Source organism: Rhodococcus sp. NPDC057014 (assembly GCF_042673295.1).
Classification (GTDB): Bacteria; Actinomycetota; Actinomycetes; order Mycobacteriales; family Mycobacteriaceae; genus Rhodococcus_F.
This window is the reverse complement of record NZ_JBHUSF010000020.1, coordinates 17,166-42,933: the sequence shown is the minus strand read 5'-3', so window position 1 is coordinate 42,933 and position 25,768 is coordinate 17,166. Positions and strand designations below refer to the sequence as shown.

The following is a 25,768-nucleotide window of genomic DNA, read 5'->3' as shown; positions in this document are numbered from 1 at the left end:
GTGACTACCGATCAGAGGCCTGCGGCTGCCCGCAGCTTCTCCGCCCGGTCGATGCTCTCCCACGGGAGGTCGATGTCGGTGCGACCGAAGTGGCCGTACGCCGCGGTCTGCGCGTAGATCGGGCGCAGCAGGTCGAGGTCGCGGATGATCGCACCCGGACGCAGATCGAACGTCTCGGTGATGGCCTGCTGGATCCGCGCCGGATCCGTCTTCTCGGTCCCGAACGTCTCGACGAACAGACCCACCGGTGCGGCCTTGCCGATCGCGTACGCCACCTGGACCTCGATGCGGTCCGCGAGCCCCGCCGCGACCGCGTTCTTGGCCACCCAGCGCATCGCGTAGGCCGCCGACCGGTCGACCTTCGACGGGTCCTTGCCGGAGAACGCGCCGCCACCGTGGCGGGCCATGCCGCCGTACGTGTCGACGATGATCTTGCGACCGGTCAATCCGGCGTCGCCCATCGGGCCGCCGAGCACGAACTTGCCGGTCGGGTTGACGAGCAGCCGGATGTTCGAGACGTCGAGTTCGGGCATGTCGATCTCGGCGAGAACCGAACCGAGCACCTTCTCCCGCAAGTCGGGGGTGAGCAGGTTGTCGAGGTCGATGTCGGCGGCGTGCTGCGTCGAGATGACCACGGTGTCGAGGCGCACCGCCTTGTCACCGTCGTATTCGATGGTGACCTGGGTCTTGCCGTCCGGGCGCAGGTACGGGAGGACCCCCGACTTGCGGACCTCGGTGAGTCGGCGCGACAGCCGGTGCGCCAGCGCGATCGGCAGGGGCATCAGTTCCGGGGTGTCGGTGGTGGCGAACCCGAACATCAGGCCCTGGTCGCCCGCGCCCTGACGGTCGATCTCGTCGTCGCTCAGTTCGCCGGTGCGGACCTCGTGCGAGTGGTCGACGCCCTGGGCGATCTCCGGGGACTGCGCCCCGATCGCCACGTTGACGCCGCAGGAGTTGCCGTCGAAGCCCTTCGCGGAGGAGTCGTAGCCGATCTCGAGGACGGTGTCGCGCACGATCTTGGGGATGTCGGCGTAGGCGGTGGTCGTCACCTCACCGGCGACGTGGACCTGTCCGGTGGTCACCAGGGTCTCGACGGCGACACGGGCACGGGGGTCGTCCGTGAGGAGCGCGTCGAGGATGGAGTCGCTGATCGCATCACAGATCTTGTCCGGGTGCCCCTCGGTCACAGACTCACTGGTGAATAGCCGACTACCGGACTGGCTCACAGAATTCCCTCTCGACAGTTGTCCTGAACAGCACGTGAAAACAGCTTAGCTGCGTAATACAACGAACGACCCTAACGCCACCCCGGCGGGAGTGACACCCTTAGAATCACCGAAACCCTCCCGAACGTTTCGTCAGAGTGCCCGGAAGAGCTGGTCGACGGCGTCGAGCACCCGGCTCGCCATCAACGCCTTCGATCCGTGCTCGAGCGCGGACTCGGAACCGTCGGCTCCGAGCAGCCACCCGTCGTTATGGTCGACTTCGAACGCCTTGCCCTCACCGACCGCGTTGACGACGAGGAGATCGCAGCCCTTACGCGCGAGCTTGGCCCGTGCGTACGTGAGGACGTCGCCGTCCGCGTCGCCGGTCTCGGCCGCGAATCCGACGATCACGGTCGTCGACGGGATCTCGCCGTCCCTCCGGGACTGGACGAGGCCGGCGAGGATGTCCTCGTTCTTGGTCAGTGCGATCGAGTCGGGTTCACCCGCACCCTTCTTGATCTTGCTGGCCACCGTCGTCGTCGGCCGGAAGTCCGCGACGGCCGCGGCCATGATCACCGCGTCGAACCCGGGCGCGTGCTTGGCGACGGCGACCCGCATGTCTTCCGCGGTCCGCACGTGCACCACGTCGACGGCGGCCGGGTCGGCGAGGCCGGCGGTGTACCCGGAGACGAGGGTGACCTCGGCCCCGCGCTGCACGGCGAGCCGGGCGATGGCGTAACCCTGCTTGCCCGAACTGCGGTTCCCGAGGAACCGCACCGGGTCGAGTGGTTCCCGGGTGCCGCCCGCGGACACGAGGAGCCGGCGGCCCTCCAGGTCGCGGGGCAGCGCGTCGGGACGCTCGACCAGCAACGACGCCAATCCGACGATCTCGTCGGGTTCGGGCAGCCGGCCGGCGCCGGTGTCCTTGCCGGTGAGGCGGCCGGATGCGGGTTCGATGACGGTCACGCCGCGGGCGCGCAGCGTGGCGACGTTGGCGACGGTGGCCGGGTGCTCCCACATCTCCGTGTGCATCGCGGGCGCGAACACGACGGGACATCGTGCGGTGAGCAGCGTCGCGGTGAGGAGGTCGTCCGCGCGTCCCGCCACGGCCCGCGCCATGAGGTCGGCGGTGGCGGGGGCGATGACGACGAGATCCGCTTCCTGCCCGAGACGCACGTGCGGAACCTGCGGGACGTCCGTGAACACACCCGTGTGCACGGGGTTGCCCGACAGCGCCTCGAATGTCGCCTTGCCCACGAACTCGAGCGCGGACTCGGTCGGGATGACCCGAACGTGGTGTCCGGCCTCGGTGAAGGCCCGGATGACGGCGCAGCTCTTGTAGGCCGCGATGCCGCCGCCGACACCGACGACGATCCGCTTGCGCACCCCCGAGGGCACCGGTTCCGGTGAATCCGTCCCGCGCCCGGAACCCGGGCCCGCTGCCTGGTCAGGCACCGCAGATCCTCCGCTCACTCGCCTTCGGTGTGCTCGAGAAGATCGGAGTGGATCTCACGCAGCGCGATCGACAGCGGCTTCTCCTGCAGGCCCGGCTCCACGAGGGGGCCGACGTACTCGAGGATGCCGTCGCCGAGCTGGTTGTAGTAGTCGTTGATCTGACGCGCACGCTTGGCCGCGTAGATCACCAGCGCGTACTTCGACGACGTGCGGGCGAGAAGCTCGTCGATCGGAGGGTTGGTGATGCCGAGCGGGGTGTCGTAAGCCGGCAGGGCGCCGTGGCTGGGTGTTGCGGACGCTACTGCGGGGGTGCTGCTCACTCGGTATCTCCTGAAATTGTTCTGGCTAGTTGATGTGAGATCTAGTGGGTCGAGTCGGACTGTTCCGGTCGTCCAACCAACAAGGATACCAACTCGTCGCACGTTCGGCTGACATCCTCGTTCACGACGACCACATCGAACTCGTCCTGGGCCTCCAGCTCGACCCGGGCGGTCGCGAGACGCCGCTCCACGACCTCCGCGGATTCGGTGCCCCGGCCGGTCAACCGCTCGACCAGCACGTCCCAGCTCGGGGGCGCCATGAAGACCAGCAGAGCCTCGGGCATCGCGGCGCGGACGGCCCGCGCACCGGCGAGATCGACCTCGACCAGCACCGGCCTGCCCTGTTCGATGGCCGCGCGGACGGGCGCGGCCGGGGTTCCCGACAGCTGGAGTCCGCCGTGGATCTCGGCCCATTCGAGCAGCTCACCGGAATCGATCATCCGCTGGAACTCGTCACGAGAGGTGAACCGGTAGTCCTTTCCGTCCACCTCGCCCGGGCGTGGATCGCGCGTCGTCGCGGACACGCTGAAGACGAGCTCCGGCATCCGCTCACGCAGGAGTCGCACCACGCTGGACTTACCGACGGCCGAGGGGCCGGCCAGTACTACCAGCCGACCCCTCCGCACTGCGGTCTTGCGCTCTGACACTTGTGCGTCAGCTACCACTGTCGTGCTCAGGCCTCGAAGTCGAACCTGGCGAGCAGGGCCTTCCGCTGCCGATCGCCGAGGCCACGGAGGCGACGGGTCGGAGCGATCTCCAGCTCGGTCATGATCTCCTGCGCCTTGACCTTGCCCACCTTGGGCAGCGCCTCGAGCAGTGCCGACACCTTCATCTTGCCCAGGATCTCGTCGTCCTCGGCGTCCTTGAGAACCTGCTTGAGGTCGGTGCCACCACGCTTCAGGCGCTCCTTGAGCTCAGCCCTGGCCTTGCGGGCAGCAGCTGCCTTCTCCAAAGCAGCAGCGCGCTGCTCATCAGTCAACTGGGGAAGGGCCACGGTTCCTCCGTCTCGTCGTTGGCAAATAGTCCAAACCACTGGATAACCAGCAGCGATAGCGACCGTACTCACGCCCGGCGCCGATTGCGAACCCACCCCCCGAGGTCAGAGCCGGATTCAGGTGGGCTATGAGAGTGCGGACTCGATCTCGTCACGCACCTTCACGGCCGCCTCACGCAGTGCCGCCGCCGACGGTCCGGCCCGGAGAACACCCCGAGAACTGTTCGGCAACAACAGTTTTCGCGAATCGGGGAAAATGTCGGCGAGATCACCGGGAGTCGCACCCTGGGCGCCGAGACCGGGCGCGAGAATCGGCCCGGAAAAATTCGACAAATCCAGGCCGTGTCCGCGTGTCGCGCCCACCACCAGACCCACCAGACCCGGTTGCGCGTCGTTGTGCCGGACCGCCGCGTCCACCACGGACTGCGCCACCGACACCCCCGAGGCCGTTCCCGCCGCCTGCAGATCGCCGCCCTCGGGATTGGACGTCCGGGCCAGCACGAAGAGCCCACGACCCTGCTCCGCGGCCAGCGACAGCGCCGGATCCAGGGCACCGAATCCCAGGTACGGCGACACCGTCACGGCATCGGACGACAGAGCGGACTCCGCGCCCAGCCAGGACTGCGCGTACGCCGCCATCGTCGACCCGATGTCCCCGCGCTTGGCGTCGGCGACGACGAGCGTCCCTGCCTCTCTGAGGACCGAAATCGTGCGTTCGAGCACCGCGTACCCGGCGGAGCCGTACGCTTCGAAGAACGCCACCTGAGGCTTCACGACGGCCACCTCACCGACGAAGGCCTCCACGCAGATCTCCGCGAACGTCTCCAGCCCCTCGGCGGAGACGGGCAGCCCCCACGCCTCGAGCAGCCCCGGATGCGGGTCGATGCCGACACACAACCGCCCCCGGTGCTCGACCGCCGACGTCAGCCGATGCACCCAGGAGTGGTGGTGGTGATGGTGTCCGCTCACGACGAGACGGATCCGGTCGCCGGGGCGACGACGACGGCGGGCGACCGCAGTCGCTCGTGCAGCGCCTGAAGCGACTGGACGCCGATATCGCCGCGGATCGCGGCCTCGATGCCCTGCACCGCGGCGGACGCGCCCTGCACGGTGGTGACGCACGGGATGTTCATCGCGACGGCCGCGCTGCGGATCTCGTAGCCGTCGACACGCGGTCCGGAGTTGCCGTACGGGGTGTTGATCACCATGTCGACCTCGCCGTCGCGGATCGTCTCGACGATGGTGCGCTCCCCCGCCTCCAGCTTCTCGCCGGAATGCTTGTGCACCTCCTGGCAGGTGATCCCGTTGCGGCGGAGGACCGCCGCGGTGCCCTCCGTGGCCAGGATCCGGAAGCCCAGGTCCGCGAGCCGCTTCACCGGGAAGATCAGCGACCGCTTGTCCTTGTTGGCGACCGAGACGAACACCGAGCCCGAGGTGGGCAGCGAACCGTACGCGGCCGTCTGGCTCTTCGCGAACGCGGTGCCGAAGTCGGCGTCGATGCCCATGACCTCGCCGGTCGACTTCATCTCCGGGCTCAGCAGAGTGTCGACCCCGGTGCCGTCGGCGCGGCGGAACCGGTTGAACGGCAGCACCGCCTCCTTGACGGCGACGGGCGCGTCCGCCGGGGTCCAGCCGCCGTCGCCGGTGGCCGGGAGCACGCCGCTCGTGCGCAGCTCGGCGATGGACTCGCCAAGCATGACGCGGGCGCACGCCTTGGCGAGCTGCACGGCCGTCGCCTTCGACACGAACGGCACGGTGCGGCTGGCGCGGGGGTTGGCCTCGAGGACGTACAGGATGTCGTCCTTGAGGGCGTACTGGACGTTGAGCAGGCCCTTCACGCCGATGCCCTTGGCGAGCGCCTCCGTGGAGCGGCGCACGTTCTCGAGGTCGGCGCGGCCGAGGGTGATCGGCGGCAGCGCGCAGGCCGAGTCGCCCGAGTGGATACCGGCCTCCTCGATGTGCTCCATCACGCCGCCGAGGTACACCTCGGTGCCGTCGCAGAGGGCGTCGACGTCGATCTCGATGGCGTCTTCCAGGAAGCGGTCGACGAGCACCGGCCGATCGTCGGAGATTTCGGTGGCGCGGGAGATGTAGCTTTCGAGGGACGCCTCGTCGTACACGATCTCCATGCCGCGGCCGCCGAGGACGTACGACGGCCGCACCAGCACCGGGTACCCGATGCCGGCGGCGATGTCGCGGGCCCCGGCGAACGTGGTGGCGGTGCCGAACTTGGGGGCGGGCAGACCGGCATCGACCAGCACCTTCCCGAATTCGCCGCGATCCTCGGCGAGGTCGATGGCCTCGGGGCTGGTGCCGACGATCGGCACCCCCGCCGCCTTCAGCCGCTTCGCCAGACCCAGCGGGGTCTGACCGCCGAGCTGCACGATCACACCGGCGACGGTGCCCGAGATCGACTCCGCCCGGTACACCTCGAGCACGTCCTCGAACGTCAGCGGCTCGAAGTACAGCCGGTCGGCCGTGTCGTAGTCGGTGGAGACGGTCTCCGGGTTGCAGTTGACCATCACGGTCTCGTAGCCGGCCTCCGACAGCGTCAGGGCGGCGTGGACGCAGGAGTAGTCGAACTCGATGCCCTGACCGATGCGGTTCGGTCCGGAACCGAGGATCAGGACCTTCGGACGCTCGGTCTGCGGGGCCACCTCGGACTCGGCCGCCGGGTCCAGTTCGTAACTGGAGTAGTGGTAGGGCGTCTTCGCCTCGAACTCGGCGGCGCAGGTGTCGACCGTCTTGTAGACGGGGTGGACGTCCCACTGCTCACGCAGCGCGCGGACCGCGTCCTCGCCACCGATCTCGGGGCGCAGGGCCGCGATCTGCCGGTCCGACAGGCCGTGGTGCTTGGCGCGGCGCAGGACCCGCTCGGTCACCTCGGGCGCCTCGCGCAACGCGTCGCCGAGTTCGTGGATTTGCAGGATCTGGTCGAGGAACCACGGGTCGATCTTCGTGGCGTCGAACAGCTGCTCGACGGTGGCGCCGAGCGCGAACGCCTTCTCCAGGCCGTACACGCGTCCGTCGCGGGGAACGCTCAGTTCCGCGAGGAGGCTGTCCAGGTCGGCGGCCTCCACGTCGGGACCCGTCCAGTACCCCGCCCGCTTGGTCTCGAGGGAGCGCAGCACCTTGCCGAACGCCTCGGTGAAGTTGCGGCCGATCGACATGGCCTCACCGACCGACTTCATCGTGGTGGTGAGGGTGTCGTCGGCGCCCGGGAACTTCTCGAACGCGAACCGGGGCGCCTTGACCACGACGTAGTCGAGGGTCGGCTCGAAGCACGCCGGCGTTTCCTTGGTGATGTCGTTGACGATCTCGTCCAGGGTGTAGCCGATGGCGAGCTTCGCGGCGATCTTCGCGATCGGGAAGCCGGTCGCCTTGGACGCGAGCGCGCTGGACCGGGACACGCGCGGGTTCATCTCGATGACGACGAGCCGCCCGTCGGCAGGGTCCATCGCGAACTGGATGTTGCAGCCGCCGGTGTCGACGCCGACCTCGCGGAGGATGTCGATCGAGAGATCGCGCATCGCCTGGTACTCGCGGTCGGTGAGCGTCATCGCGGGGGCCACGGTGATCGAGTCACCGGTGTGCACCCCGACCGGGTCGACGTTCTCGATCGAGCACACGATCACCACGTTGTCGCGGCCGTCGCGCATCAGCTCGAGCTCGTATTCCTTCCACCCGAGGATCGACTCCTCGATCAGCACGTTGGCGGTGGGTGACGCGGCGAGGCCGCCGCCGGCGATCCGCGTGAGGTCCTCGTCGTCGTAGGCCATGCCGGAGCCGAGTCCGCCCATCGTGAACGACGGCCGCACGACGACGGGGAAACCGAGTTCTGCGACGGTGTCCCGGACCTCGTCCATGGTGTAGCAGACGCGGGAGCGCGCGGACTCGCCGCCGACCTTGGCGACGATGTCCTTGAACTTCTGCCGGTCCTCGCCGCGCTGGATGGCGTCGAAGTCGGCGCCGATCAGTTCGACGTCGTACTTCTCGAGGATGCCCTGCTCGTGCAGCGCCACCGCGGTGTTGAGGGCGGTCTGGCCGCCGAGCGTCGCGAGGACGGCGTCGATGGGGTGACCCTTCTCGGCCTCGAGGGCGATGACCTTCTCGACGAACTCGGCGGTGATCGGCTCCACGTACGTGGCGTCGGCGAATTCGGGGTCGGTCATGATCGTGGCCGGGTTGGAGTTGACGAGGCTGACCCGCAGGCCCTCCTCGCGCAGCACCCGGCAGGCCTGGGTTCCGGAATAGTCGAACTCACAGGCCTGGCCGATGACGATCGGCCCGGAGCCGATCACCAGGATGTGGGAGAGATCTGTACGGCGTGGCATTAGTTCTTGACTCCCTCGAGCAGGCTGGTGAAGCGGTCGAACAGGTACGCGGCGTCGTGCGGGCCCGCCGCGGCCTCGGGGTGGTACTGCACCGAGAAGGCGGATCCGTCGAGCAGGCGGACCCCCTCGACGGCGCCGTCGTTGGCGCAGGTGTGGCTGACGACGGCCTTGCCGAACGGGGTGTCGAACTCCTGTCCGGCCTCCCCCTCCAGCGCGAACCCGTGGTTCTGCGCGGTGATCGCGATGCGTCCCGTCTCGTGTTCGACGACCGGGATGTTGATGCCCCGGTGACCGAATTTCATCTTGTACGTGCCGAGACCGAGTGCGCGCCCGAGAATCTGGTTGCCGAAGCAGATGCCGAACAGGGGCAGGCCCTGCCCGATGACTTCCTTCGTCAGGTGCACGGCGCCGTCGGCGGTCGCCGGGTCGCCGGGACCGTTGGAGAGGAAGACGCCGTCGGCCTTCAGGTCCAGGATCTGCGCGAGCGTGGCGTCGGACGGGAGCACGTGCACCCGGATGCCGCGCTCGGCGAACATGCGCGGGGTGTTGGTCTTGATGCCGAGGTCGATGGCCGCGACCGTGAAGCGCGCCTCTCCCCCGGTCGGCTCGACGACGTAGCCGCTGGTGGTGCTGACCTCGCCGGCGAGGTCCGCGCCGAGCATCGACGGCTGGCCCTTCACCCGCTCGAGCAGCACGTCGGTGTCGGCGAGGGCGTCGCCGGAAAAGACGCCGGCGCGCATGGAACCGCGGGTGCGCAGGTGGCGGACCAGGGCCCGGGTGTCGATGCCGGCGATCCCGACGACTCCCTGCTTGACGAGCTCGTCCTGCAGGGATCCGGTGGCGCGCCAGCTGGAGGTGCGGCGGGCGGGGTCGCGGACGACGTACCCGGCGACCCAGATCTTCGCCTCCGCGCTGCTGCCGGTGGGCCCGACGGACTCGTCGTCCTCGTCGTTCCATCCGGTGTTGCCGATCTGCGGCGCGGTGGCCACGACGATCTGGCGGTGGTAGCTGGGGTCGGTGAGCGTCTCCTGGTACCCGGTCATGCCGGTGCTGAAGACGGCCTCACCGAGTGTCTGGCCGACGGCGCCGAAAGTGGTGCCCCGGAATACCCGTCCGTCCTCGAGGACCAGTACTGCAGAGTCGGTGTCGTAGCCGCTCATGCGTTCTCTCCGTTCTGCTCGACCTCACCAGAGCTCGCCGCATTCGCTGAATCTTCACTGTCTGTCTTGCCGTCCGGTTTCCCTGTGCCCACCCAGGCGGGGTACACGGACTTGTCGTCGCTGCGGAAACCGGTGTCGATCTCGGTGCCGGTCGGCAGCTCCCACCGGATCACCAGGACGCCGTCCTTGCTCATGACCTTGCCCGCCAGGCCGCGTTCGGTGCGCACCGCGCGGACCGCGTCCCGCGGAATCCAGATCGCCGACGCCCCGTCCCGTTCGAGCAGGATCCCGGTGGCGTAGCGGGAGATCTCGCCCGTCGCCCGGAAGCCGAGGTCGCCGACCGCGATACGGTCCTGCCAGCTGGGGGCGAGGGTGCTGCCCACGTACAGGCCGGAGACCGGCGCGATCGTCTGCTCGCCCAGGTGCGCGGGCACGGCGGGAAGCTGCCCGACCCGGTCGGCCTGCCGACGGGCACGCCCCCGCCAGCCGACGTACATGAGGAAGATGGCCAGCACCCAGAACGCGACGAGGCCGACGATCCACAGAATTCTCTCCACCGTCATCCCCTGCCGTTCCGTGCCGGCACGCGGGCCCGGCCGTCGCTGGCGGTGATCCGGCCACGCAGGATCGTCGTGGTCACCCGCGCCGGGAGCGTCATCGACTCGTACGGCGTGTTGTGGGCGACACTGGCCAGATCCGGGCCGTGGACGGTCCATTCGGCGTCCGGATCGATCAGCACGAGGTTGGCGGGTTCGCCGACCGCGATCGGACGCCCCTGGTCGTCGAGTCCGACGATCTCGGCCGGGCGCTCACTCATCACCCGGGCAACGCCGCGCCAGTCGAGCAGCCCCGTGCGGACCATCGTCTGCGCGACGATCGACAGCGCCGTCTCGAGCCCCAGCATTCCGGGGCGGGCGGCCGCGAACTCGCAGCACTTGTCCTGCTCGGCGTGCGGCGCGTGGTCGGTGGCGACGCAGTCGATGGTCCCCTCGGCGAGTCCGGCCCGGAGCGCGGCGACGTCGCTCGCCTCCCGCAGGGGCGGGTTCACCTTGTTGACGGCGTCGTACGTCTCGAGCCGGGAATCGTCGAGCAGCAGGTGGTGCGGGGTGACCTCGGCTGTGATCGAAATACCTTGTCCGCGTGCCCACTTCATCAGTTCGACGGTGCCCGCGGTGGAGGCGTGGCAGATGTGCACGCGCGCCCCGGCATCGCGGGCGAGCAGTGCGTCGCGGGCGACGATCGACTCCTCGGCGGCGCGCGGCCAGCCCGCCAGCCCGAGCCGGGCGGCGGTGGGCCCTTCGTGCGCGATCGCTCCGACCGTCAGTCGCGGCTCCTCCGCGTGCTGCGCGATGAGCACGCCGAGCGAACTCGAGTACTCGAGGGCCCGGCGCATGATCAGCGGGTCGTAGACGCAATGGCCGTCGTCCGAGAACATCCGCACCCGGCCGGTCCCGGACGCCATCGTGGCCATCTCGGCGAGTTGCTTGCCCTCGAGCCCGACGGTGACCGCTCCGACGGGGTGCACGTCGACGAGCCCGACTTCCTGGCCGCGGCGCCACACGTGGTCGGTGACGACCACCGAGTCGGCGACCGGGCTGGTGTTGGCCATCGCGAAGACCGCGGTGTACCCGCCGAGCGCCGCGGCGGCGGAACCGGAATCGATGGTCTCGGTGTCCTCCCTGCCCGGTTCCCGCAGGTGGGTGTGCAGGTCGACGAAACCGGGGAGCAGGATCTGCCCCGCCGCGTCGATCACCTCGGCGTCCGGCGCGGCGTCCGTGCCCGCGTCCGCACCGATCGCGGCGATGACGCCGTCACCGAGCAGAACGTCGGTGGGCTCGCCTTCGCCGTACAGCAACACGTTCTTGATGAGCACTGTCTCTCCTGTCACTGCACTGTCACTCATCCCGCTACTTCCTCCGCTCCGACCAGCAGCCGGAACAGCACCGCCATCCGCATGTGCACACCGTTGGTCACCTGCTGCAGCACGGCGGTTCTCGTCGAATCGGCCACCGCCGAGGCGATTTCCATGCCGCGGAGCATCGGACCGGGGTGCAGCACCACCGCGTGCTCGGGAAGCAGCGCGAGCCGCTTCTCCGACAGGCCGTAATTGATCGAGTACTCCCGCTGGGACGGGAAGAACCCGCCGTTCATCCGTTCCGCCTGCACCCGCAGCATGAGGACGGCGTCGAGACCGGGCAGTTCCGCGTCGAGGGAATGCGCCACCGACACCGGCCACGACGACACACCGACCGGGAGCAGCGTGGGCGGCGCGACGAGGACGACCTCGGCGCCGAGCATCGACAGCAGCAGCGCGTTGGACCGCGCGACCCGGCTGTGCAGGATGTCGCCGACGATGGCGATGCGCTTGCCGTCGATGTCGCCGAGGCGTTGCCGCAGCGTGAGCGCGTCGAGCAGCGCCTGGGTGGGGTGTTCGTGCGTGCCGTCGCCGGCGTTGATCACCGCGGGTCCGCCGTCATCCTGACGTCCGGTCCAGTTCGCGATCTGGTGGGCCGCACCCGACGCGGGGTGCCGCACGATCAGGGCGTCGGCCCCGGCGGCGCGCAGCGTCATCGCCGTGTCCCGCAGCGACTCGCCCTTCGACACCGACGAGCTGGAGGCGCTGACGTTGATGACGTCCGCGCTCATCCACTTGCCTGCGACCTCGAACGACACCCGGGTGCGGGTCGAGTTCTCGAAGAACACGGTCATCACGGTCCGGCCGCGCAGCGTCGGGAGCTTGCGCACCTCACGTCCGAGGAGGGCCTGTTCGAAGCGTTCGGCCTCGTCGAGAAGTTCGACGGCCGATTCCCGTGTCAGGTCCGCGATCGACAACAGGTGCTTCACTTAGCTCTTCCCCCCGGAGATCATGACCGCGTCGCGGCCGTCGTGTTCGCTCAGGAGCACCTTGACGTCCTCGGTGCGGGCGGTGGGCACGTTCTTGCCCACGTAGTCGGCGCGCAGCGGCAGTTCGCGGTGCCCGCGGTCGACGAGGACGGCCAGCTGGACGGCCCGGGGCCGCCCGAGGTCGCGGAGGGCGTCGAGCGCCGAGCGGACGGTGCGGCCGGAGAACAGCACGTCGTCGACGAGGACGACCAGGGTGTTGTCGACGCCGCCCTCGGGCACCGAGGTCCGTTCGAGGGGGCGGTGCGGTTTGGTGCGCAGATCGTCGCGGTACAGGGTGATGTCGAGGGAGCCGACCGGTGGACGCACCCCGGAGAATTCTTCGACCTTCCCGGCGAGCCGCGCGGCCAGCGTCGTGCCCCGGGTCGGGATGCCGATCAGAACGACACGCGGCGCCTCACCGTCGGCGGCGTCGATCGCGGTCTTCTCGATGATCTGGTGCGCGATTCGCGCAATGGTCCGTCCCACATCGGCTGCGGACAGCAGCTCCCGTGCGGGTTCGACGGACGGGGACTCTTCTGGTGTTGAATCCGCCGGTTCCCCGGCGGGGCGAGACCCTTCGGGCACGCGCATACAACGACCTCCTTCTCCGCCTCACTGGACGGATCGTTAAAGGATGCCTGACGCGGACAGCTTATCAGCGCGTCGACTGCGCCAGGCCCGGACCCCTGACCTGCGGACCCGCCGACACGGGCCCGCAGCGGGACACGAACTTACGAGCGGGCGTCGTTCGACTCGCCGCCGGCGGTCTCGGCACGCCGCGACGTCGCGGCCGCAGCCGACCGCACCTGCGGGGCCACCAGCACGACCTGGCCGAGGATGCCGTTGACGAAACCCGGCGACTCGTCGGTGGACAGCTGCTTGGCGAGCTCCACCGCCTCGTCCACGGCCACGACCGGAGGCACGTCGGTGGCGTGGAACAGCTCCCACACGGCGATGCGCAGGATGGCGCGGTCGACGGCGGGCAGCCGCTCGAGCGTCCAGTCCTGCAGGTGGGACGAGATCACCTCGTCGAGGCGGTCCAGGTTCTCCGCGACACCCGTCACCACGGTGACGGTGTACGGGGCGACCGGTGCCACGGAATCGTCCTTGCCGGACAATTCCGCGCGCTCGTTCGCGAGATCGACCGGATCGAGATCTCGCGCCTCGGCCTCGAAGAGGAAATCGACGGCGCGCTTGCGGGCCTTGTGCCGTGCGCCGAGTTTCTTATGCGAACCGGACACTCAGGAATTCACACGCCCGAGGTAGTTGCCGTCGCGGGAGTCGACCTTCAGCTTGTCACCGGTGTTGATGAACAGCGGAACGTTGATCTCTGCGCCGGTCTCGAGGGTGGCGGGCTTGGTGCCGCCGGTGGAGCGGTCGCCCTGCAGACCGGGATCGGTGTGCTTGACCACCAGTTCGACGGTGACGGGCAGTTCGACGAACAGCGGAACGTCCTCGTGCGTCGCGACCTGCACGGACATGTTCTCGAGCAGGAAGCGGGCGCCGTCGCCGACGGTGGCCTCGCTGATCGAGATCTGGTCGTACGTGGCGCCGTCCATGAAGATGTAGTCGGTGCCATCGTGGTAGAGGTAGGTCATGTCGCGGCGGTCGACCGTGGCCGTGTCCACCTTGACGCCGGCGTTGAACGTCTTGTCGACGACCTTGCCCGAGAGCACGTTCTTCAACTTGGTGCGCACGAACGCGGGACCCTTGCCGGGCTTCACGTGCTGGAACTCGGTAATCGTCCACAGCTGGCCTTCGATCTGCAGGACCAGGCCGTTCTTGAAATCACTGGTTGAAGCCACTTGCTTCGCGTCTCCTCGATAAGGTCGAAACCGTCTACACGACAGTCAGGTCTTTGGTGGTGAGTGTGAGCAGCTCCGGTCCCTGCTCACGAACCACGAGCGTGTCCTCGATCCGCACGCCTCCGCGCCCGGAGAAGTACACGCCCGGCTCGACGGTCACCGCCGCACCGTCCAGAAGTGTACCGGTGCCCAGCTTGCCGATTCCCGGAGCTTCGTGGATCTCCAGGCCGACGCCGTGTCCGAGCCCGTGCAGGAACAGCTCCCCGTAGCCGGCGTCCTCGATGACCCGGCGGGCGGCGGCGTCCACCGCGGACACCTCGACTCCCGGGCGCAGCGCGTCCCGGCCTGCCTCCTGCGACCGCGCGACCAGCGCATATACGTCGCGTTGCCAGTCGGCGGCCTGCCCCAGGACGTACGTTCTGGTCATGTCCGAGTGGTAGCCGCCGATCTCCGCCCCGAAGTCCAGCTTCACGAAGTCGCCGCTGCCGAGCACCGCCTCGGTCGGGCGGTGGTGCGGGATCGCCGAGTGGGCGCCCGCCGCGACGATGGTCTCGAACGAGATGCCGTCGGCGCCGTGCGCGAGCATCAGCGCCTCCAGTTCCCGGCCCACCTCCTTCTCGGTGCGCCCGGGGCGGAGACCACCGCGCTCGATCAACTCGGCGAGCGCGGAGTCGGCGGCCGCGCACGCCGCGCGCAGCAGCCCGACCTCGAAGTCGTCCTTCACCATCCGTAGTTCCTCGACGAGACCCGGAACCGGGTCGAGCCGCGCGTCCGGCGCGAGCACCGACCAGGCGGCGAACTCGTCCACCGTGACGACGTGACTCTCGAACGCCAGCGACGACGGGTTCCGCCGACCCACGGATTCGATCAGATGGGCTGCGCTGGCGCGGGCGATCTCGGCCCGCAGATCGGGAACCTGTTCTCCGACTTGTGTGAGGTAGCGGCCGTCGGTGCAGATGACGGTGCGCTCCTCGGCGCCCTCGGCGTCGGACGCGTGCACGAGCAGCGCGGCATTGGAGCCGGTGAACCCGGTGAGATACCGGATGTTCACCAGATTCGTCACCAGAAGTGCGTCGAGATCCCGGGCGGCGAGGGCCGCGCGCAGCGCCGCGCGCCGCGAACCATGATCAGCAGGCATGTCGTCAAACGTACCGGGAGTCCGCCGCCGGGCGGGCGCGGATCGACGGCACCCGACCACAGGCGAGAACAGGTTTCAGACCGCCCCCGTGTGGGTTAGGCCACACGGGCGGAAACCCGCTCGTTACGCTGTGCCCATGAATGCGTGGGTGGTACGCGGCCTCGGCATGGCCCTGATACATGTTTTCGTTCGTGTGATCCTCGGTGTGTCGATCACACAGTGGCCGCTTCAGGGTTCCGCTCTGAGATGGCTCGCACTGCTGATCGTGGTGTTCGTGGCACTGATCTGGGCCGGCATCGACGGTATCCGGGACCGCCGCCGGAACCCGGACCCGGAGGACGGCGCCGACCTGACGATGCTGTGGCTGAAGGCGGCCCTGCTCGGCGGAGTCGTCGCGGGCGTGGGGAGCTGGCTGGCCAACCTGGTGCCGAACCTCAACGTCACCCAGAACTCGTTCTTCTTCGAGATCACGTCCGGGGCGGCGTTCACGGTCCTGCTGATCTTCGTTCCTGCCATGCTCGCCGTGTTCCTCGGCCGGTTCTTCGTCGGCCGGGACTCCAGGAAGACGGAGAAGGGCCGCGGCGAACGCCGGACGGCGGCGCACGGCGCCGGAGTGGCGGCAGGAGCCGCAGCGGGGGGAACCGCAGCCGCAGCCGTGGCAGACGACGACGGGTACGGCCAGAACTACCCCGGCCAGGCGTACGAGCAGACCCCGGACACCGGGTACGCCGGTTCCGATGCCGACACGGCCGTGTTCGAACCGGTGCACAACTACCGCGAGGACACCTCGGACCTCGATCAGCCGCAGGGCGGGGACACCACCTGGCAGGACCCGGTCGACCTCGGGAAGCGGACCGCGGACGACCAGCGCCGAGGCGAGTAGCCGCTCCCGGCTCTCCCACACCCGACGGACGACACACCGACCGACGACGCGGCGGTATGAGCGCACTCGCTCACACCGCCGCGTCCTTGCCTTCTCCGTTACGTCACAGGAGGACGGCACCGCCGGTGCCCGGTGTCGCCTCGCGGGCGACCGCGGAGTACGCGGCGACGAGCAGGGACGGGTCCGGGCCCTCGAGCCGTCCGGGCTTCGCGAGCCCGTCGAGCACGACGAACCGCAGCACGCCGGCCCGGTTCTTCTTGTCCGTCTGCATTCCCTCCACCAGCTGGCCGAACGCGTCCGCGTCGTACGTGGTGGGCAGACCCACCAGTTCCAGGATGGTGCGGTGCCGGTCCGCCGTCGCATCGTCCAGGCGTCCCGCCAGCCGCCCCAGCTCGGCCGCGAACACGAGCCCGACGGCGACCGCCGCACCGTGACGCCAGCGGTACCGTTCACGCCGCTCGATCGCGTGCCCGAGCGTGTGCCCGTAGTTGAGGATCTCCCGCAGATCCGACTCGCGCAGGTCCGCGGCCACGACCTTGGCCTTGACCTCCACGGACCGCCGGATCAGTTCGGGCAGAACGGTTCCCGTGGGATCCAGCGCGGCCTCGGGATCTTTCTCGATGAGCTCCAGGATGACGGGGTCGGCGATGAATCCGGTCTTCACGACCTCCGCCATGCCCGCGACGATCTCGTTGCGGGGCACCGTCTCGAGCGTCGCCAGGTCGATGAGCACCGCCGACGGCTCGTGGAACGATCCCACCAGGTTCTTACCGGCTTCGGTGTTGATGCCGGTCTTGCCGCCGACCGCCGCATCCACCATCGCGAGGAGCGTCGTGGGCACGTGGATCACGCGCACCCCGCGCATCCACGTCGCCGCGACGAACCCGGCGAGGTCGGTGGCCGCGCCGCCGCCCAGACTGACGACTGCGTCACTGCGGGTCAGGCCGATCCGGCCGAGGACCTCCCAGCAGAACCCGGCGACGGCCAGATCCTTGCCGTCCTCCGCGTCCGGAATCTCGATGCGGTGCGCATCGATCCCCTTCTCGGCGAGCGCCGCGCGCACCGCCTCCGCCGTCTCCGCCAGCGGCGGCTGGTGGAAGATCGCCACCGTCCTCGTGCCGGTGAGTTCGTCCACCAGCTCGCCGAGCAATCCGCGCCCGATGATGACCGGGTAGGGGTTCGCCGTCTGCACCTGTACGCGTACCGGTTCGGTCACTGTCTGCTGCTCCGCTCCGTCTTGTCCGAGATTCTCGGATGTCTGTAATTCCGCCGGGTCGCCGATCACTCGGCGAGTTTCGCCACCAGCTGCTGCACCACCCGGGCGGGACTCCGCCCGTCCGTGCGTATCCGGATGGACGCCACCTCCCGGTACAGCGGTCGGCGCTTGCGCATCAACTCGGTGTACTTCTGGCGGGGGTCGCCACCGGCGAGGAGGGGACGCGCCGTGTTGGTTCCCGTGCGCTTGAGCCCCTCGGCCACGCTGATCTCGAGGTAGATCACCGTCTGGCCCTTCAACAACTCGCGGGTGCGCTCGGAGAGGATGGACCCGCCACCGAGCGAGACGATCCCCTCGTGACTCTCGATGGCCTTCCGCACGATCTCTTCCTCGAGGGCCCGGAAGGCGGGTTCACCCTCCTGGACGAAGATCTCGGCGATCGTGCGTCCCGCCTCTTCCTCGACGGCCACGTCGGTGTCGAACAACGACAGGTCCAGCGCCTGCGCGAGGCGACGCCCGATCGTGGACTTACCTGCTCCCGGCGGACCGACGAGCACGGCTTTCGGTGCCATCACCGGTCACCGCCCCGGCGCGACGGCAGACGGGCTGGTCATCGCGCGAGCCGGGCTGCGACACCCGACGCGTAACGCTCGTAGTTCGCGGCCGTCTCGGCGACCGAGTCGCCACCGAACTTCTCGAGCGCGGCCTGGGCCACGACCAACGCCACCATCGCCTCGGCCACGACACCGGCGGCGGGCACCGCGCACACGTCGGACCGCTGGTGGATGGCCACGGCTTCCTCACCGGTCGACATGTCGACGGTGGCCAGGGCGCGCGGGACCGTGGAGATCGGCTTCATCGCCGCGCGCACGCGGAGCGCCTCGCCGTTGGTCATGCCGCCTTCGAGGCCGCCGGCGCGGTTGGTCGAACGCAGAATTCCGTCCGGGCCGGGCCGCATCTCGTCGTGCGCCTGGCTGCCGCGGCGGCGCGCGGTCTCGAAGCCGTCGCCGACCTCGACGCCCTTGATGGCCTGGATGCCCATCAGGGCGGACGCCAGACGGGCGTCGAGGCGGTCCGCGCCGCTGATGAACGATCCGAGACCCACGGGGAGACCGTGGATGACGACCTCGACGACACCGCCGAGGGTGTCGCCGTCCCGCTTGGCGGCCTCGATCTCGGCGATCATCGATTCCTCGGCGGCCTTGTCGAACGCCCGGACCGGGCTGGCGTCGATCGCCGCGAGGTCCGACGCGGTGGGTTCCGGGCCGACGTACGGATCGGACGCGCCGATCGAGATCACGTGCGACAGCACCTCCACGCCGAACACCTGGCGCAGGAAACCGCGGGCGAACGTCGCGGCCGCCACCCGGGCCGCGGTCTCGCGCGCACTCGCGCGTTCGAGAACCGGGCGGGCGTCGTCGAACCCGTACTTGAGCATGCCCGAATAGTCGGCGTGACCGGGGCGCGGACGGGTGAGCGGCGCGTTCCGCGCCTGATCGGCCAGCAGGTCGGCGTCCACCGGGTCCGCGGACATGATGGTTTCCCACTTGGGCCACTCGGTGTTGCCCACCTCGACGGCGATCGGGCCGCCGAGCGTCCGGCCGTGTCGGACACCACCGACGATGGTGACCTTGTCGGCCTCGAACTTCATCCGCGCACCGCGGCCGTAGCCGAGGCGACGTCGCGCGAGTTGGGTCGAAATGTCCTCGGACGTCACTTCGACGCCCGCGACCATCCCCTCGAGCATCGCGACGAGGGCGGGACCATGGGATTCTCCGGCAGTTATCCAGCGCAGCACGCCAATATCCTTCCATGTCGCCGCGTCCGGCAGTGACGGTGGTCCTCCCGGGGCGCGCGCGGGGTGCGGACTCGGTCAGGTGAGGTGCCCGGCGACCAGCGCCACCAGTGTCGCGGCGCACATCGCAGGTCCGTGCGGGAGCGGCGGCGACGAGCGCCGGGCGGCGAGGACGATGCAGCCCGCCACTGCGGTCAGTGCGGGCGCGAGCGCGGCCGCGAACACCCAGGCTTCTCCCCCGGCCATACCGGCGGCCGCGCCGACCCCGAGCGCGAGTTTCACGTCACCGGCGCCGATCGCACCGGGCGCTCCCAGGTAGAGGGCGAGATAGGCCGCGGCCAGCAGGAGACCGCCGATCACGGCGGCGGACGCGGCGCCGGTCGCGGCACCGATGCCGACGATCACCAGGAACCCAGGCAGCGTCAGCAGGTTCGGCAGCCTCCGGGCGCACAGGTCGGTGGCGGCGAGACTCGCACACCACCACCAGAACGCGAGAGCGCCCGGCAATATCCACGCCGGGTTGCGGCCGGCGTCGGCCCAGACCGTGGCGGCGACGCCGACCGCGCACACCGCCTCGCACCAGCCCGGCGGCACCGGGCCCACGAACCGGCCCGCGGTGAGGCGCGCACACCGTCCCGCACCCGCACCGGCCACCACACTCGTCGCGATCAGCCACCACATGCCGACCAGTGTGCGAGCCGGGGCACCTGGCCCCCTCGCGGCGACCTGCGGGAACGATCGCCCTGTGGATGGCGGCCGGGCCTGTGGACAACTAACCCAGAGCGGCCGCCATCGCCTCGCGCGGCGCCGGGCGACCGGTAAACTGCTCGACCTGCCCGAACGCCTGGTGCAGCAGCATCGACAAACCGCCGACCACCGTTCCCCCGGCCGCCTCGACCGCGGCCGCCAGTGGGGTCGGCCACGGGTCGTAGATCGCGTCGAGCACGAACGGCGCCCGGCCGAGAACATCCGCGTAGTCGGTGATCGCGGCGGACGGGACGGTGCTGACGAGTGCGGCGGCCGCGGCGCACCGGGCACCGAGTTCGGGGCTGTCGAAGCCCAGCAAGCGGACGTCGAGCCCGACCGATTCCGCGCACCCCAGCGCACCTGCCGCGCGACCCGCGTCGCGGGCCACGACGGTCACCGATTTCACGCCCAGGTCGGCAAGGGCGACGAGCGCGGGCCTGGCCGTGCCGCCCGCACCCACGACGACCGCCTCGGCGCCCGCGATGGCACCGACACCGCCCGCGGTGAGCGCGCCGCTGACCCCGTCCACGTCGGTGCAGTCGGCACGCCACCCGCCCTCGATGCGGACGAGGGTGTTCGCGGAGCCGATCGCCACAGCCCTGTCGGTGCGCTCGGACGCGAATTCGAGCGCGGCGATCTTGCCCGGCATCGTGACGGACAGGCCGACCCATTCCGGGCCGAGCCCGGACACCAGCCCGGGGAGTCGCTCCCCGTCGCACTCGATGCGGTCGTACGTCCACCCGGTGAGACCGAGCGCCCGGTACGCCGCGAGGTGCAGTTGCGGTGATCGCGAATGCGCAATAGGGCTGCCCAGCACCGCAGCTTTGCGTGCGGTCGCCAACTCATCGTCCACTGTTGAGAATCCCGTTGTTCAGAGCCTGGTCGATGTTGGCCAGGTGTTCGTCGTAGCTCTTCGTGAAGAGTGTCGTGCCCTTCGCGTCGACCGTCACAAAGTAGATCCAGTCGCCGGGCGCCGGTTGTTCGACCGCCTGGAGCGCCCCGATGCTCGGCGACGAGATCGGCGTCGCAGGCAGGCCGGGGCTGGCATACGTGTTCCAGGGTGTCACCTGCGCGCGGTCGGCGTCGGTGGTGGCCAGTTCGGTGGTGTCCAGCGCGTAGTTGACCGTGGAATCGAACTGCAACGCCTGGTTGACGGCGAGCCGGTTGAGGATGACGCGGGCGACCTTCGAGAAGTCGTCGGGCATCGCCTCGCGTTCCACCAGCGACGCCGCGACCAGCATCTTGTACGGCGTGAGACCGACCTGGTTGCCCGCGGTGAGGATCCCGGTCTTCTCGTAGCTCGCGGAACTCTCCGACACCAGCCGCTGCAGAATCGCGACCGGACCGGCGGTGGGATCGAAATCCCAACTGCCCGCGGCGATCAGCCCCTCGAGCTGGCGATCCCGGTCCGGGACACCCGCGACCGAGTCCTTCGCCCAGTCGGGCACGCCGAGCGCGGACAGGTCGCCCGCGCCGGCGGCGTTGAGGTCGTCGTAGCTGATGCACTTCTCCCGGCCGGCGTCACCCAGGCAGCTCGCCTCGGAGATCAGCGTGTAGATCCCCTTCTTCTTGGCGCCGGTCTGCACGTCGGTCGTGTCGTGGAGTTGCCTGCCCTCGGAGATGATCATCTGCCCGACGCGGGAAGCGGGGTCGACCAGTTCCTGCACGGCGTCAGCGGCCGGAATCTGGGTGGAGAGGCTGTAGAAACCGGGTTGCACCGAGTTCATCGCGTTGCTCTGGACTGCGGCGTTGAAGAACGCCGATCCGCTGGCGACGACGTCGCGGTCCGCCAGGGTGGTGGCGATCTCCTCCGCGGTGTCGCCCGGATGGACCTGCACGACCACTTCGGGACCACCGGGGCCTGCGTAGTCCGCGGGCGCGTCGGACCCGCCGAAGAACAGCTTGCCGCCGACGAACACGACACCGACCAACACGATGAGGACCGTCGCGGCAGCGAGGACGCCGAACACCTTGCCCCGGCGCGCGCGTCCCCTGGCCTGTTTGCGCCTGCGGGCCTGCGTGCGAGCAGCGGCGCGGGTCGGTGGGATCGCCTCGGGAATCGCCGAGGGTGGGATCTCCTCGGGAATCGCCGAGATTATCTGCGTCTCGGCCTCCGCGAACGCGACGTCCGGTTGCGGGCGGTCGTAGCCGTCGTCGGGGTATGCCTCGGCCGGCTCGTCGACGTAGTCGTCCACATGTGGGCGGTCGCCGGCCGGCGGCTCCCGGTACGCGCGGGCGTCGCCGTAGGAGCGCGGACCGTATCCGTCCTCGTACACGGACTCGGCGTCGTAGGGCTGCTCGTACCGCTGCTCGTATCGCGGCTCCGCGTACTCGCGGTGCGGTTCGTGGCGCTGCGGTTCCTCGACGTGCTGTTCGTCGGGGCGCTGTTCCTCGTAGTGCGGCTGGTCGAAATGCGGCTCGTCGTACACGACGGCGTGCCGGCCGGTGGTGACGAGGTCGTCGTCGGGGGGCGGCGTGTAGTCGACCTCGTCGTCGTCCTCGTCGAGATAGCGGTGCCGCCGGGGTTCGCGGGGGATGTACTGGAAGTCGGGTCGCTCACTTGCGGGGCGGCGGTGATTGCTCACTGGCCCGCCTCCGGTCGCTGCGCGTCCCCACCCGAATCCCCTGCATTCACCGACCTGCTCCGCTCGTCCAACCATCCCTGCAAGATCGCCACCGCCGCAGCCTGGTCGATCACAGGACGCTGGCCCCTCGCACTGACACCGCTCTCGCGAAGCGCCCGCGCGGCGGTGACGGTCGTCAGACGTTCGTCCGCCATCCGCACCGGTATCGGGTCGACCTTCCTTCGCAATCGCTTCGCGAACACAGTAGCGATCGAGGCGGCTTTTCCCCGTTCACCCCGCAAGGTCTGCGGCAGACCGACGATAACCTCCACCGCCTCGTATTCCTCGACAATGTGGGCAATGCGCCGGATGTCCGGCGCGTCGGGCCCGCGTTCCTTGGACCGGGGCACCGTCTCCACCGGGGTGGCGAGGATCCCGTCGGGGTCGCTCGACGCGACACCGATGCGGACACTGCCCACATCGATGCCGATACGCCGACCACGCCCAGGGTCGTCGACTCCCGGTCGATCCGGACCCTGTTCCGCGTGACCCACCGCTACTGGCTCCCCACCTTGTCTGCGACTTGTGCCCGGACCGCGTCGAGGGCGGCCGCGATTCCGCTGGTGTCCGAACCTGAACCCTGTGCCATGTCGGCCTTCCCGCCACCGCGGCCGCCGATCTTCGGACCGAATTCCTTCACGAGGTCGCCGGCCGAGAGGCCGAGTTCCTGCGCGGCCTTGCTCACGGCCACCACGAACGGCACCTTGCCGTCGACGTCGCCGAGCAGCACGACGACGGCGGGCTGGGTGCCGAACCGGCCGCGGATGTCCGTGACGAGCCCGCGCAGGTCGTTGCCGCCGACACCGGCCGGGGCGGAGTCCGCGACCAGCAGCACGGGCCCGACGCGCTGCGCCTTGTCGACGAACGTGCCCGCCGAGGCGAGCACCGCCTGCGCGCGGGTCTGTTCGAGTTCCTTCTCCGCCACCCGAAGTCGCTCCACCAGTGCCTCGACGCGGGCGGGCACCTCCTCCGAGGGCACCTTCAACGACGACGACAACCCGGCGAGCAGGGCCCGTTCCTTGGCCAGGTAGCGGTACGAGTCGAGCCCGACGTAGGCCTCGACGCGGCGCACGCCGGAACCGACGGACTGCTCACCGAGCAGCGTGACGTTGCCGATCTGCGACGAGCTGCCCACGTGAGTTCCACCACACAGCTCCATCGAGAACGGTCCGCCGATCTCGACGACCCGCACCTCGTCGCCGTAGTTCTCGCCGAACAGCGCCATCGCGCCCATCGACTTCGCCTTGTCGAGGTCGGTGACGAACGTGTTCACGGAGTAGTCGGCGGCCACCGCCTCGTTCGCGACGACCTCGATGTCCTGCTTCTGCGCCTCCGTCAGCGCGCCCTGCCAGGAGAAGTCGAACCGAAGGTAGCCCGGCTTGTTCAGCGAGCCGGCCTGAACGGCGTTGGGGCCGAGCACCTGTCGCAGTGCGGCGTGCACCATGTGCGTGCCGGAGTGCCCCTGGGTGGCGCCCTTGCGCCACGCGGCGTCGACCTGCGCGAGCACGACGTCGCCCTCGGTGATCTGCCCCTCCTGCACGGTCACCTTGTGGACCCACAGCTTCTTGGCGATCTTCTGGACGTCGTTGACCTTCACCCGCAGCCCCGGGCCGGTGAGGGTGCCGAGGTCGGCGATCTGGCCGCCCGCCTCCGCGTACAGGGGGCTGCGGTCGAGGATGACCTCGACGTCCTGGCCCGCCGCCGCGACGGGGACGCGCTGCCCCTGCGAGATCAGCGCGAGAACGTGTGCCTCGGAAACCAATTCGTGGAATCCGGTGAACTCGGTGGGTCCGCGATCGAGGAGTTCCTTGTAGACGGTCAGGTCGGCGTGCGCGTGCTTGCGCGCCTGGGCGTCGTCCTTCGCGCGCTGCCGCTGTTCGGCCATCAGCGTGCGGAAACCCTCCTCGTCGACGGTCAGACCGGCCTCGGCCGCCATCTCCAGAGTCAGGTCGATCGGGAAGCCGTACGTGTCGTGCAGCGCGAACGCCTGGTCGCCGCCGATGGTCGACTTGCCGGACGCCTTCACCGATTCGGCGGCGCCTTCGAACAGCTTGGAACCGGACGTGAGGGTCTTGAGGAACGCGGTCTCCTCGCCCACGGCGACCGTCTCGATGCGGCCGAAGTCCGTGTCGAGGACGGGGTACGACGGCGCCATCGTGTCGCGGACGACGGTGATGAACTCCCGCATGCTGGGCTTGTCGGCGCCGAGCAGTTTCGCGGAGCGGACGATGCGCCGCAGCAGGCGGCGCAGGACGTAGCCGCGGCCGTCGTTGCCGGGGTTCACGCCGTCGGCGATGAGCATCGCGGCGGTGCGCGCGTGGTCGGCGATCACCCGGAACCGCACGTCGTCGTCGTGGACGACGCCGTACTTGCGGCCCGACAGTTCCTCGGCCTTCGCGATGACCGGGCGCACGAGATCCGTCTCGTACACGTTGTCGACGCCCTGGAGCAGGAACGCGACGCGCTCGACGCCCATGCCGGTGTCGATGTTCTGCTTCGGCAGCGGCCCGAGGATCTCGAAGTTGTCCTTGCTGATGCCGAGACCGCGTTCGTTCTGCATGAACACGAGATTCCAGATCTCGATGTAGCGGTCCTCGTCGGCCTCCGGGCCGCCTTCGGCGCCGTACTCGGGGCCGCGGTCGTAGTAGATCTCCGAGCACGGGCCGCAGGGGCCGGGGATGCCCATCGACCAGTAGTTGTCGGCCATGCCGCGGCGCTGGATCCGCGTCTCGGGAACGCCGACCTCGTCGCGCCAGATGTCGCGGGCCTCGTCGTCGTCGAGGTACACCGTCACCCAGATCCGCTCCGGGTCGAACCCGTAACCGCCGTCGTCGACGCCGGAGGTCAGCAGCGCCCACGCGTGCCTGATCGCGTCGCGCTTGAAGTAGTCGCCGAACGAGAAGTTGCCGGCCATCTGGAAGAACGTGTTGTGCCGTGTGGTGATGCCGACGTTCTCGATGTCGAGGGTGCGCACACACTTCTGGACACTGGTCGCCCGCGGGTACGGCGGAGTCTGCTGACCGAGGAAGAACGGAACGAACTGCACCATTCCGGCGTTGACGAACAGCAGGTTCGGATCGTCGAGAATCAGCGAGGCGCTGGGTACCTCGGTGTGGGCCGCCTTGACGAAATGGTCGAGGAAGCGCCGGCGAATCTCGTGGGTCTGCACGTCAGTGATCCTTATTGTCTGTCTCGAGGGCAACTACGGT

At 69.3% G+C, this 25,768-nt stretch carries 24 protein-coding genes; 1 reads left to right on the top strand and 23 read right to left on the bottom strand.

Annotated elements, in window-relative coordinates; genetic code table 11:
- Positions 1–11: 11 nt before the first annotated feature.
- From metK to ACFTZB_RS06780, 15 genes are all read right to left on the bottom strand, one after another.
- Positions 12–1,226, bottom strand: coding sequence for a methionine adenosyltransferase (gene metK, locus ACFTZB_RS06850; RefSeq protein ID WP_120659112.1), 1,215 nt, complete (start codon positions 1,224–1,226; stop codon positions 12–14).
- 132 nt (positions 1,227–1,358) lie between these two features.
- Positions 1,359–2,660, bottom strand: coding sequence for a bifunctional phosphopantothenoylcysteine decarboxylase/phosphopantothenate--cysteine ligase CoaBC (coaBC, locus tag ACFTZB_RS06845; RefSeq protein WP_378430701.1), 1,302 nt, complete (start codon positions 2,658–2,660; stop codon positions 1,359–1,361).
- Between the two features lie 14 nt (positions 2,661–2,674).
- Positions 2,675–2,980 carry a DNA-directed RNA polymerase subunit omega gene (rpoZ, locus tag ACFTZB_RS06840; protein WP_005241734.1) on the bottom strand — a complete coding sequence of 102 codons (306 nt, stop codon included), beginning with the start codon at positions 2,978–2,980 and terminating at the stop codon, positions 2,675–2,677.
- 41 nt (positions 2,981–3,021) lie between these two features.
- A complete protein-coding gene (gmk, locus tag ACFTZB_RS06835) occupies positions 3,022–3,645 on the bottom strand; it encodes a guanylate kinase (protein ID WP_378430700.1) in 624 nt (207 codons plus the stop codon).
- 8 nt (positions 3,646–3,653) lie between these two features.
- A complete protein-coding gene (gene mihF, locus ACFTZB_RS06830; protein ID WP_005262298.1) occupies positions 3,654–3,974 on the bottom strand; it encodes an integration host factor, actinobacterial type in 321 nt (106 codons plus the stop codon).
- Positions 3,975–4,100: 126 nt separating this feature from the next.
- Entirely contained in the window at positions 4,101–4,910 is an 810-nt protein-coding gene (gene pyrF, locus ACFTZB_RS06825) for an orotidine-5'-phosphate decarboxylase (protein WP_378430712.1), read from the bottom strand.
- A 29-nt stretch (positions 4,911–4,939) separates the two neighbouring features.
- A complete protein-coding gene (gene carB / locus ACFTZB_RS06820; RefSeq protein WP_378430699.1) occupies positions 4,940–8,308 on the bottom strand; it encodes a carbamoyl-phosphate synthase large subunit in 3,369 nt (1,122 codons plus the stop codon).
- Complete coding sequence (gene carA / locus ACFTZB_RS06815; RefSeq protein WP_378430698.1) at positions 8,308–9,468, bottom strand: glutamine-hydrolyzing carbamoyl-phosphate synthase small subunit; 1,161 nt, start codon at positions 9,466–9,468, stop codon at positions 8,308–8,310. Before carA ends, carB begins: the two co-directional genes overlap by 1 nt.
- Positions 9,465–10,031 (bottom strand): transporter, encoded by a 567-nt coding sequence (locus ACFTZB_RS06810; protein ID WP_378430697.1) that lies wholly within the window; start codon positions 10,029–10,031, stop codon positions 9,465–9,467. The genes carA and ACFTZB_RS06810 overlap by 4 nt, the downstream gene beginning before the upstream one ends.
- Complete coding sequence (locus ACFTZB_RS06805; protein WP_378430696.1) at positions 10,028–11,371, bottom strand: dihydroorotase; 1,344 nt, start codon at positions 11,369–11,371, stop codon at positions 10,028–10,030. The genes ACFTZB_RS06810 and ACFTZB_RS06805 overlap by 4 nt, the downstream gene beginning before the upstream one ends.
- Entirely contained in the window at positions 11,368–12,312 is a 945-nt protein-coding gene (locus tag ACFTZB_RS06800; protein WP_378430695.1) for an aspartate carbamoyltransferase catalytic subunit, read from the bottom strand. The genes ACFTZB_RS06805 and ACFTZB_RS06800 overlap by 4 nt, the downstream gene beginning before the upstream one ends.
- The gene (pyrR, locus tag ACFTZB_RS06795) at positions 12,313–12,942 is read right to left on the bottom strand and encodes a bifunctional pyr operon transcriptional regulator/uracil phosphoribosyltransferase PyrR (protein WP_015890604.1); all 630 of its coding nucleotides are present in this window, start codon (positions 12,940–12,942) and stop codon (positions 12,313–12,315) included. It lies immediately after the preceding gene.
- A 140-nt stretch (positions 12,943–13,082) separates the two neighbouring features.
- Positions 13,083–13,592 (bottom strand): transcription antitermination factor NusB, encoded by a 510-nt coding sequence (gene nusB, locus ACFTZB_RS06790; RefSeq protein ID WP_378430694.1) that lies wholly within the window; start codon positions 13,590–13,592, stop codon positions 13,083–13,085.
- On the bottom strand, positions 13,593–14,156 hold the full coding sequence (gene efp, locus ACFTZB_RS06785) for an elongation factor P (protein WP_378430693.1): 564 nt from the start codon (positions 14,154–14,156) through the stop codon (positions 13,593–13,595).
- Positions 14,157–14,190: 34 nt separating this feature from the next.
- Positions 14,191–15,294 (bottom strand): aminopeptidase P family protein, encoded by a 1,104-nt coding sequence (locus tag ACFTZB_RS06780; RefSeq protein WP_378430692.1) that lies wholly within the window; start codon positions 15,292–15,294, stop codon positions 14,191–14,193.
- Between the two features lie 136 nt (positions 15,295–15,430).
- Between ACFTZB_RS06780 and ACFTZB_RS06775 the strand changes: the two genes are divergently transcribed.
- Positions 15,431–16,177 (top strand): B-4DMT family transporter, encoded by a 747-nt coding sequence (locus tag ACFTZB_RS06775; RefSeq protein WP_378430691.1) that lies wholly within the window; start codon positions 15,431–15,433, stop codon positions 16,175–16,177.
- Between the two features lie 103 nt (positions 16,178–16,280).
- Here the strand turns inward: ACFTZB_RS06775 and aroB are convergent, their stop codons facing one another.
- From aroB to alaS, 8 genes are all read right to left on the bottom strand, one after another.
- Positions 16,281–17,393 (bottom strand): 3-dehydroquinate synthase, encoded by a 1,113-nt coding sequence (gene aroB, locus ACFTZB_RS06770; protein ID WP_378430690.1) that lies wholly within the window; start codon positions 17,391–17,393, stop codon positions 16,281–16,283.
- 65 nt (positions 17,394–17,458) lie between these two features.
- Positions 17,459–17,965 carry a shikimate kinase gene (locus ACFTZB_RS06765; protein ID WP_072942154.1) on the bottom strand — a complete coding sequence of 169 codons (507 nt, stop codon included), beginning with the start codon at positions 17,963–17,965 and terminating at the stop codon, positions 17,459–17,461.
- A 38-nt stretch (positions 17,966–18,003) separates the two neighbouring features.
- Positions 18,004–19,191: a chorismate synthase gene (aroC, locus tag ACFTZB_RS06760; RefSeq protein ID WP_072942156.1), complete on the bottom strand. Its 1,188-nt coding sequence runs from the start codon at positions 19,189–19,191 to the stop codon at positions 18,004–18,006.
- 75 nt (positions 19,192–19,266) lie between these two features.
- Positions 19,267–19,869: a prepilin peptidase gene (locus ACFTZB_RS06755; protein ID WP_378430689.1), complete on the bottom strand. Its 603-nt coding sequence runs from the start codon at positions 19,867–19,869 to the stop codon at positions 19,267–19,269.
- A 91-nt stretch (positions 19,870–19,960) separates the two neighbouring features.
- Complete coding sequence (locus ACFTZB_RS06750; protein WP_378430688.1) at positions 19,961–20,788, bottom strand: shikimate dehydrogenase; 828 nt, start codon at positions 20,786–20,788, stop codon at positions 19,961–19,963.
- Positions 20,778–22,520, bottom strand: a complete 1,743-nt coding sequence (locus ACFTZB_RS06745) for an endolytic transglycosylase MltG (protein ID WP_378430687.1) — start codon at positions 22,518–22,520, stop codon at positions 20,778–20,780. The genes ACFTZB_RS06750 and ACFTZB_RS06745 overlap by 11 nt, the downstream gene beginning before the upstream one ends.
- Positions 22,517–23,053 (bottom strand): Holliday junction resolvase RuvX, encoded by a 537-nt coding sequence (gene ruvX, locus ACFTZB_RS06740; RefSeq protein WP_378430686.1) that lies wholly within the window; start codon positions 23,051–23,053, stop codon positions 22,517–22,519. Before ruvX ends, ACFTZB_RS06745 begins: the two co-directional genes overlap by 4 nt.
- Before the next feature lie 2 nt (positions 23,054–23,055).
- Positions 23,056–25,728 carry an alanine--tRNA ligase gene (gene alaS, locus ACFTZB_RS06735; protein ID WP_378430685.1) on the bottom strand — a complete coding sequence of 891 codons (2,673 nt, stop codon included), beginning with the start codon at positions 25,726–25,728 and terminating at the stop codon, positions 23,056–23,058.
- Positions 25,729–25,768 lie beyond the last annotated feature (40 nt).

Excerpts from the sequence above, each read along its gene's own strand:
- carB (WP_378430699.1), bottom strand. The coding sequence starts at position 8,308 with ATGCCACGCCGTACAGATCTCTCCCACATCCTGGTGATCGGCTCCGGG.
- ACFTZB_RS06810 (WP_378430697.1), bottom strand. The coding sequence starts at position 10,031 with ATGACGGTGGAGAGAATTCTGTGGATCGTCGGCCTCGTCGCGTTCTGG.
- ACFTZB_RS06765 (WP_072942154.1), bottom strand. The coding sequence starts at position 17,965 with ATGGCACCGAAAGCCGTGCTCGTCGGTCCGCCGGGAGCAGGTAAGTCC.
- carA (WP_378430698.1), bottom strand. The coding sequence starts at position 9,468 with ATGAGCGGCTACGACACCGACTCTGCAGTACTGGTCCTCGAGGACGGA.
- ACFTZB_RS06775 (WP_378430691.1), top strand. The coding sequence starts at position 15,431 with ATGAATGCGTGGGTGGTACGCGGCCTCGGCATGGCCCTGATACATGTT.
- ACFTZB_RS06780 (WP_378430692.1), bottom strand. The coding sequence starts at position 15,294 with ATGCCTGCTGATCATGGTTCGCGGCGCGCGGCGCTGCGCGCGGCCCTC.
- ACFTZB_RS06755 (WP_378430689.1), bottom strand. The coding sequence starts at position 19,869 with ATGTGGTGGCTGATCGCGACGAGTGTGGTGGCCGGTGCGGGTGCGGGA.
- ACFTZB_RS06805 (WP_378430696.1), bottom strand. The coding sequence starts at position 11,371 with ATGAGTGACAGTGCAGTGACAGGAGAGACAGTGCTCATCAAGAACGTG.
- pyrR (WP_015890604.1), bottom strand. The coding sequence starts at position 12,942 with ATGCGCGTGCCCGAAGGGTCTCGCCCCGCCGGGGAACCGGCGGATTCA.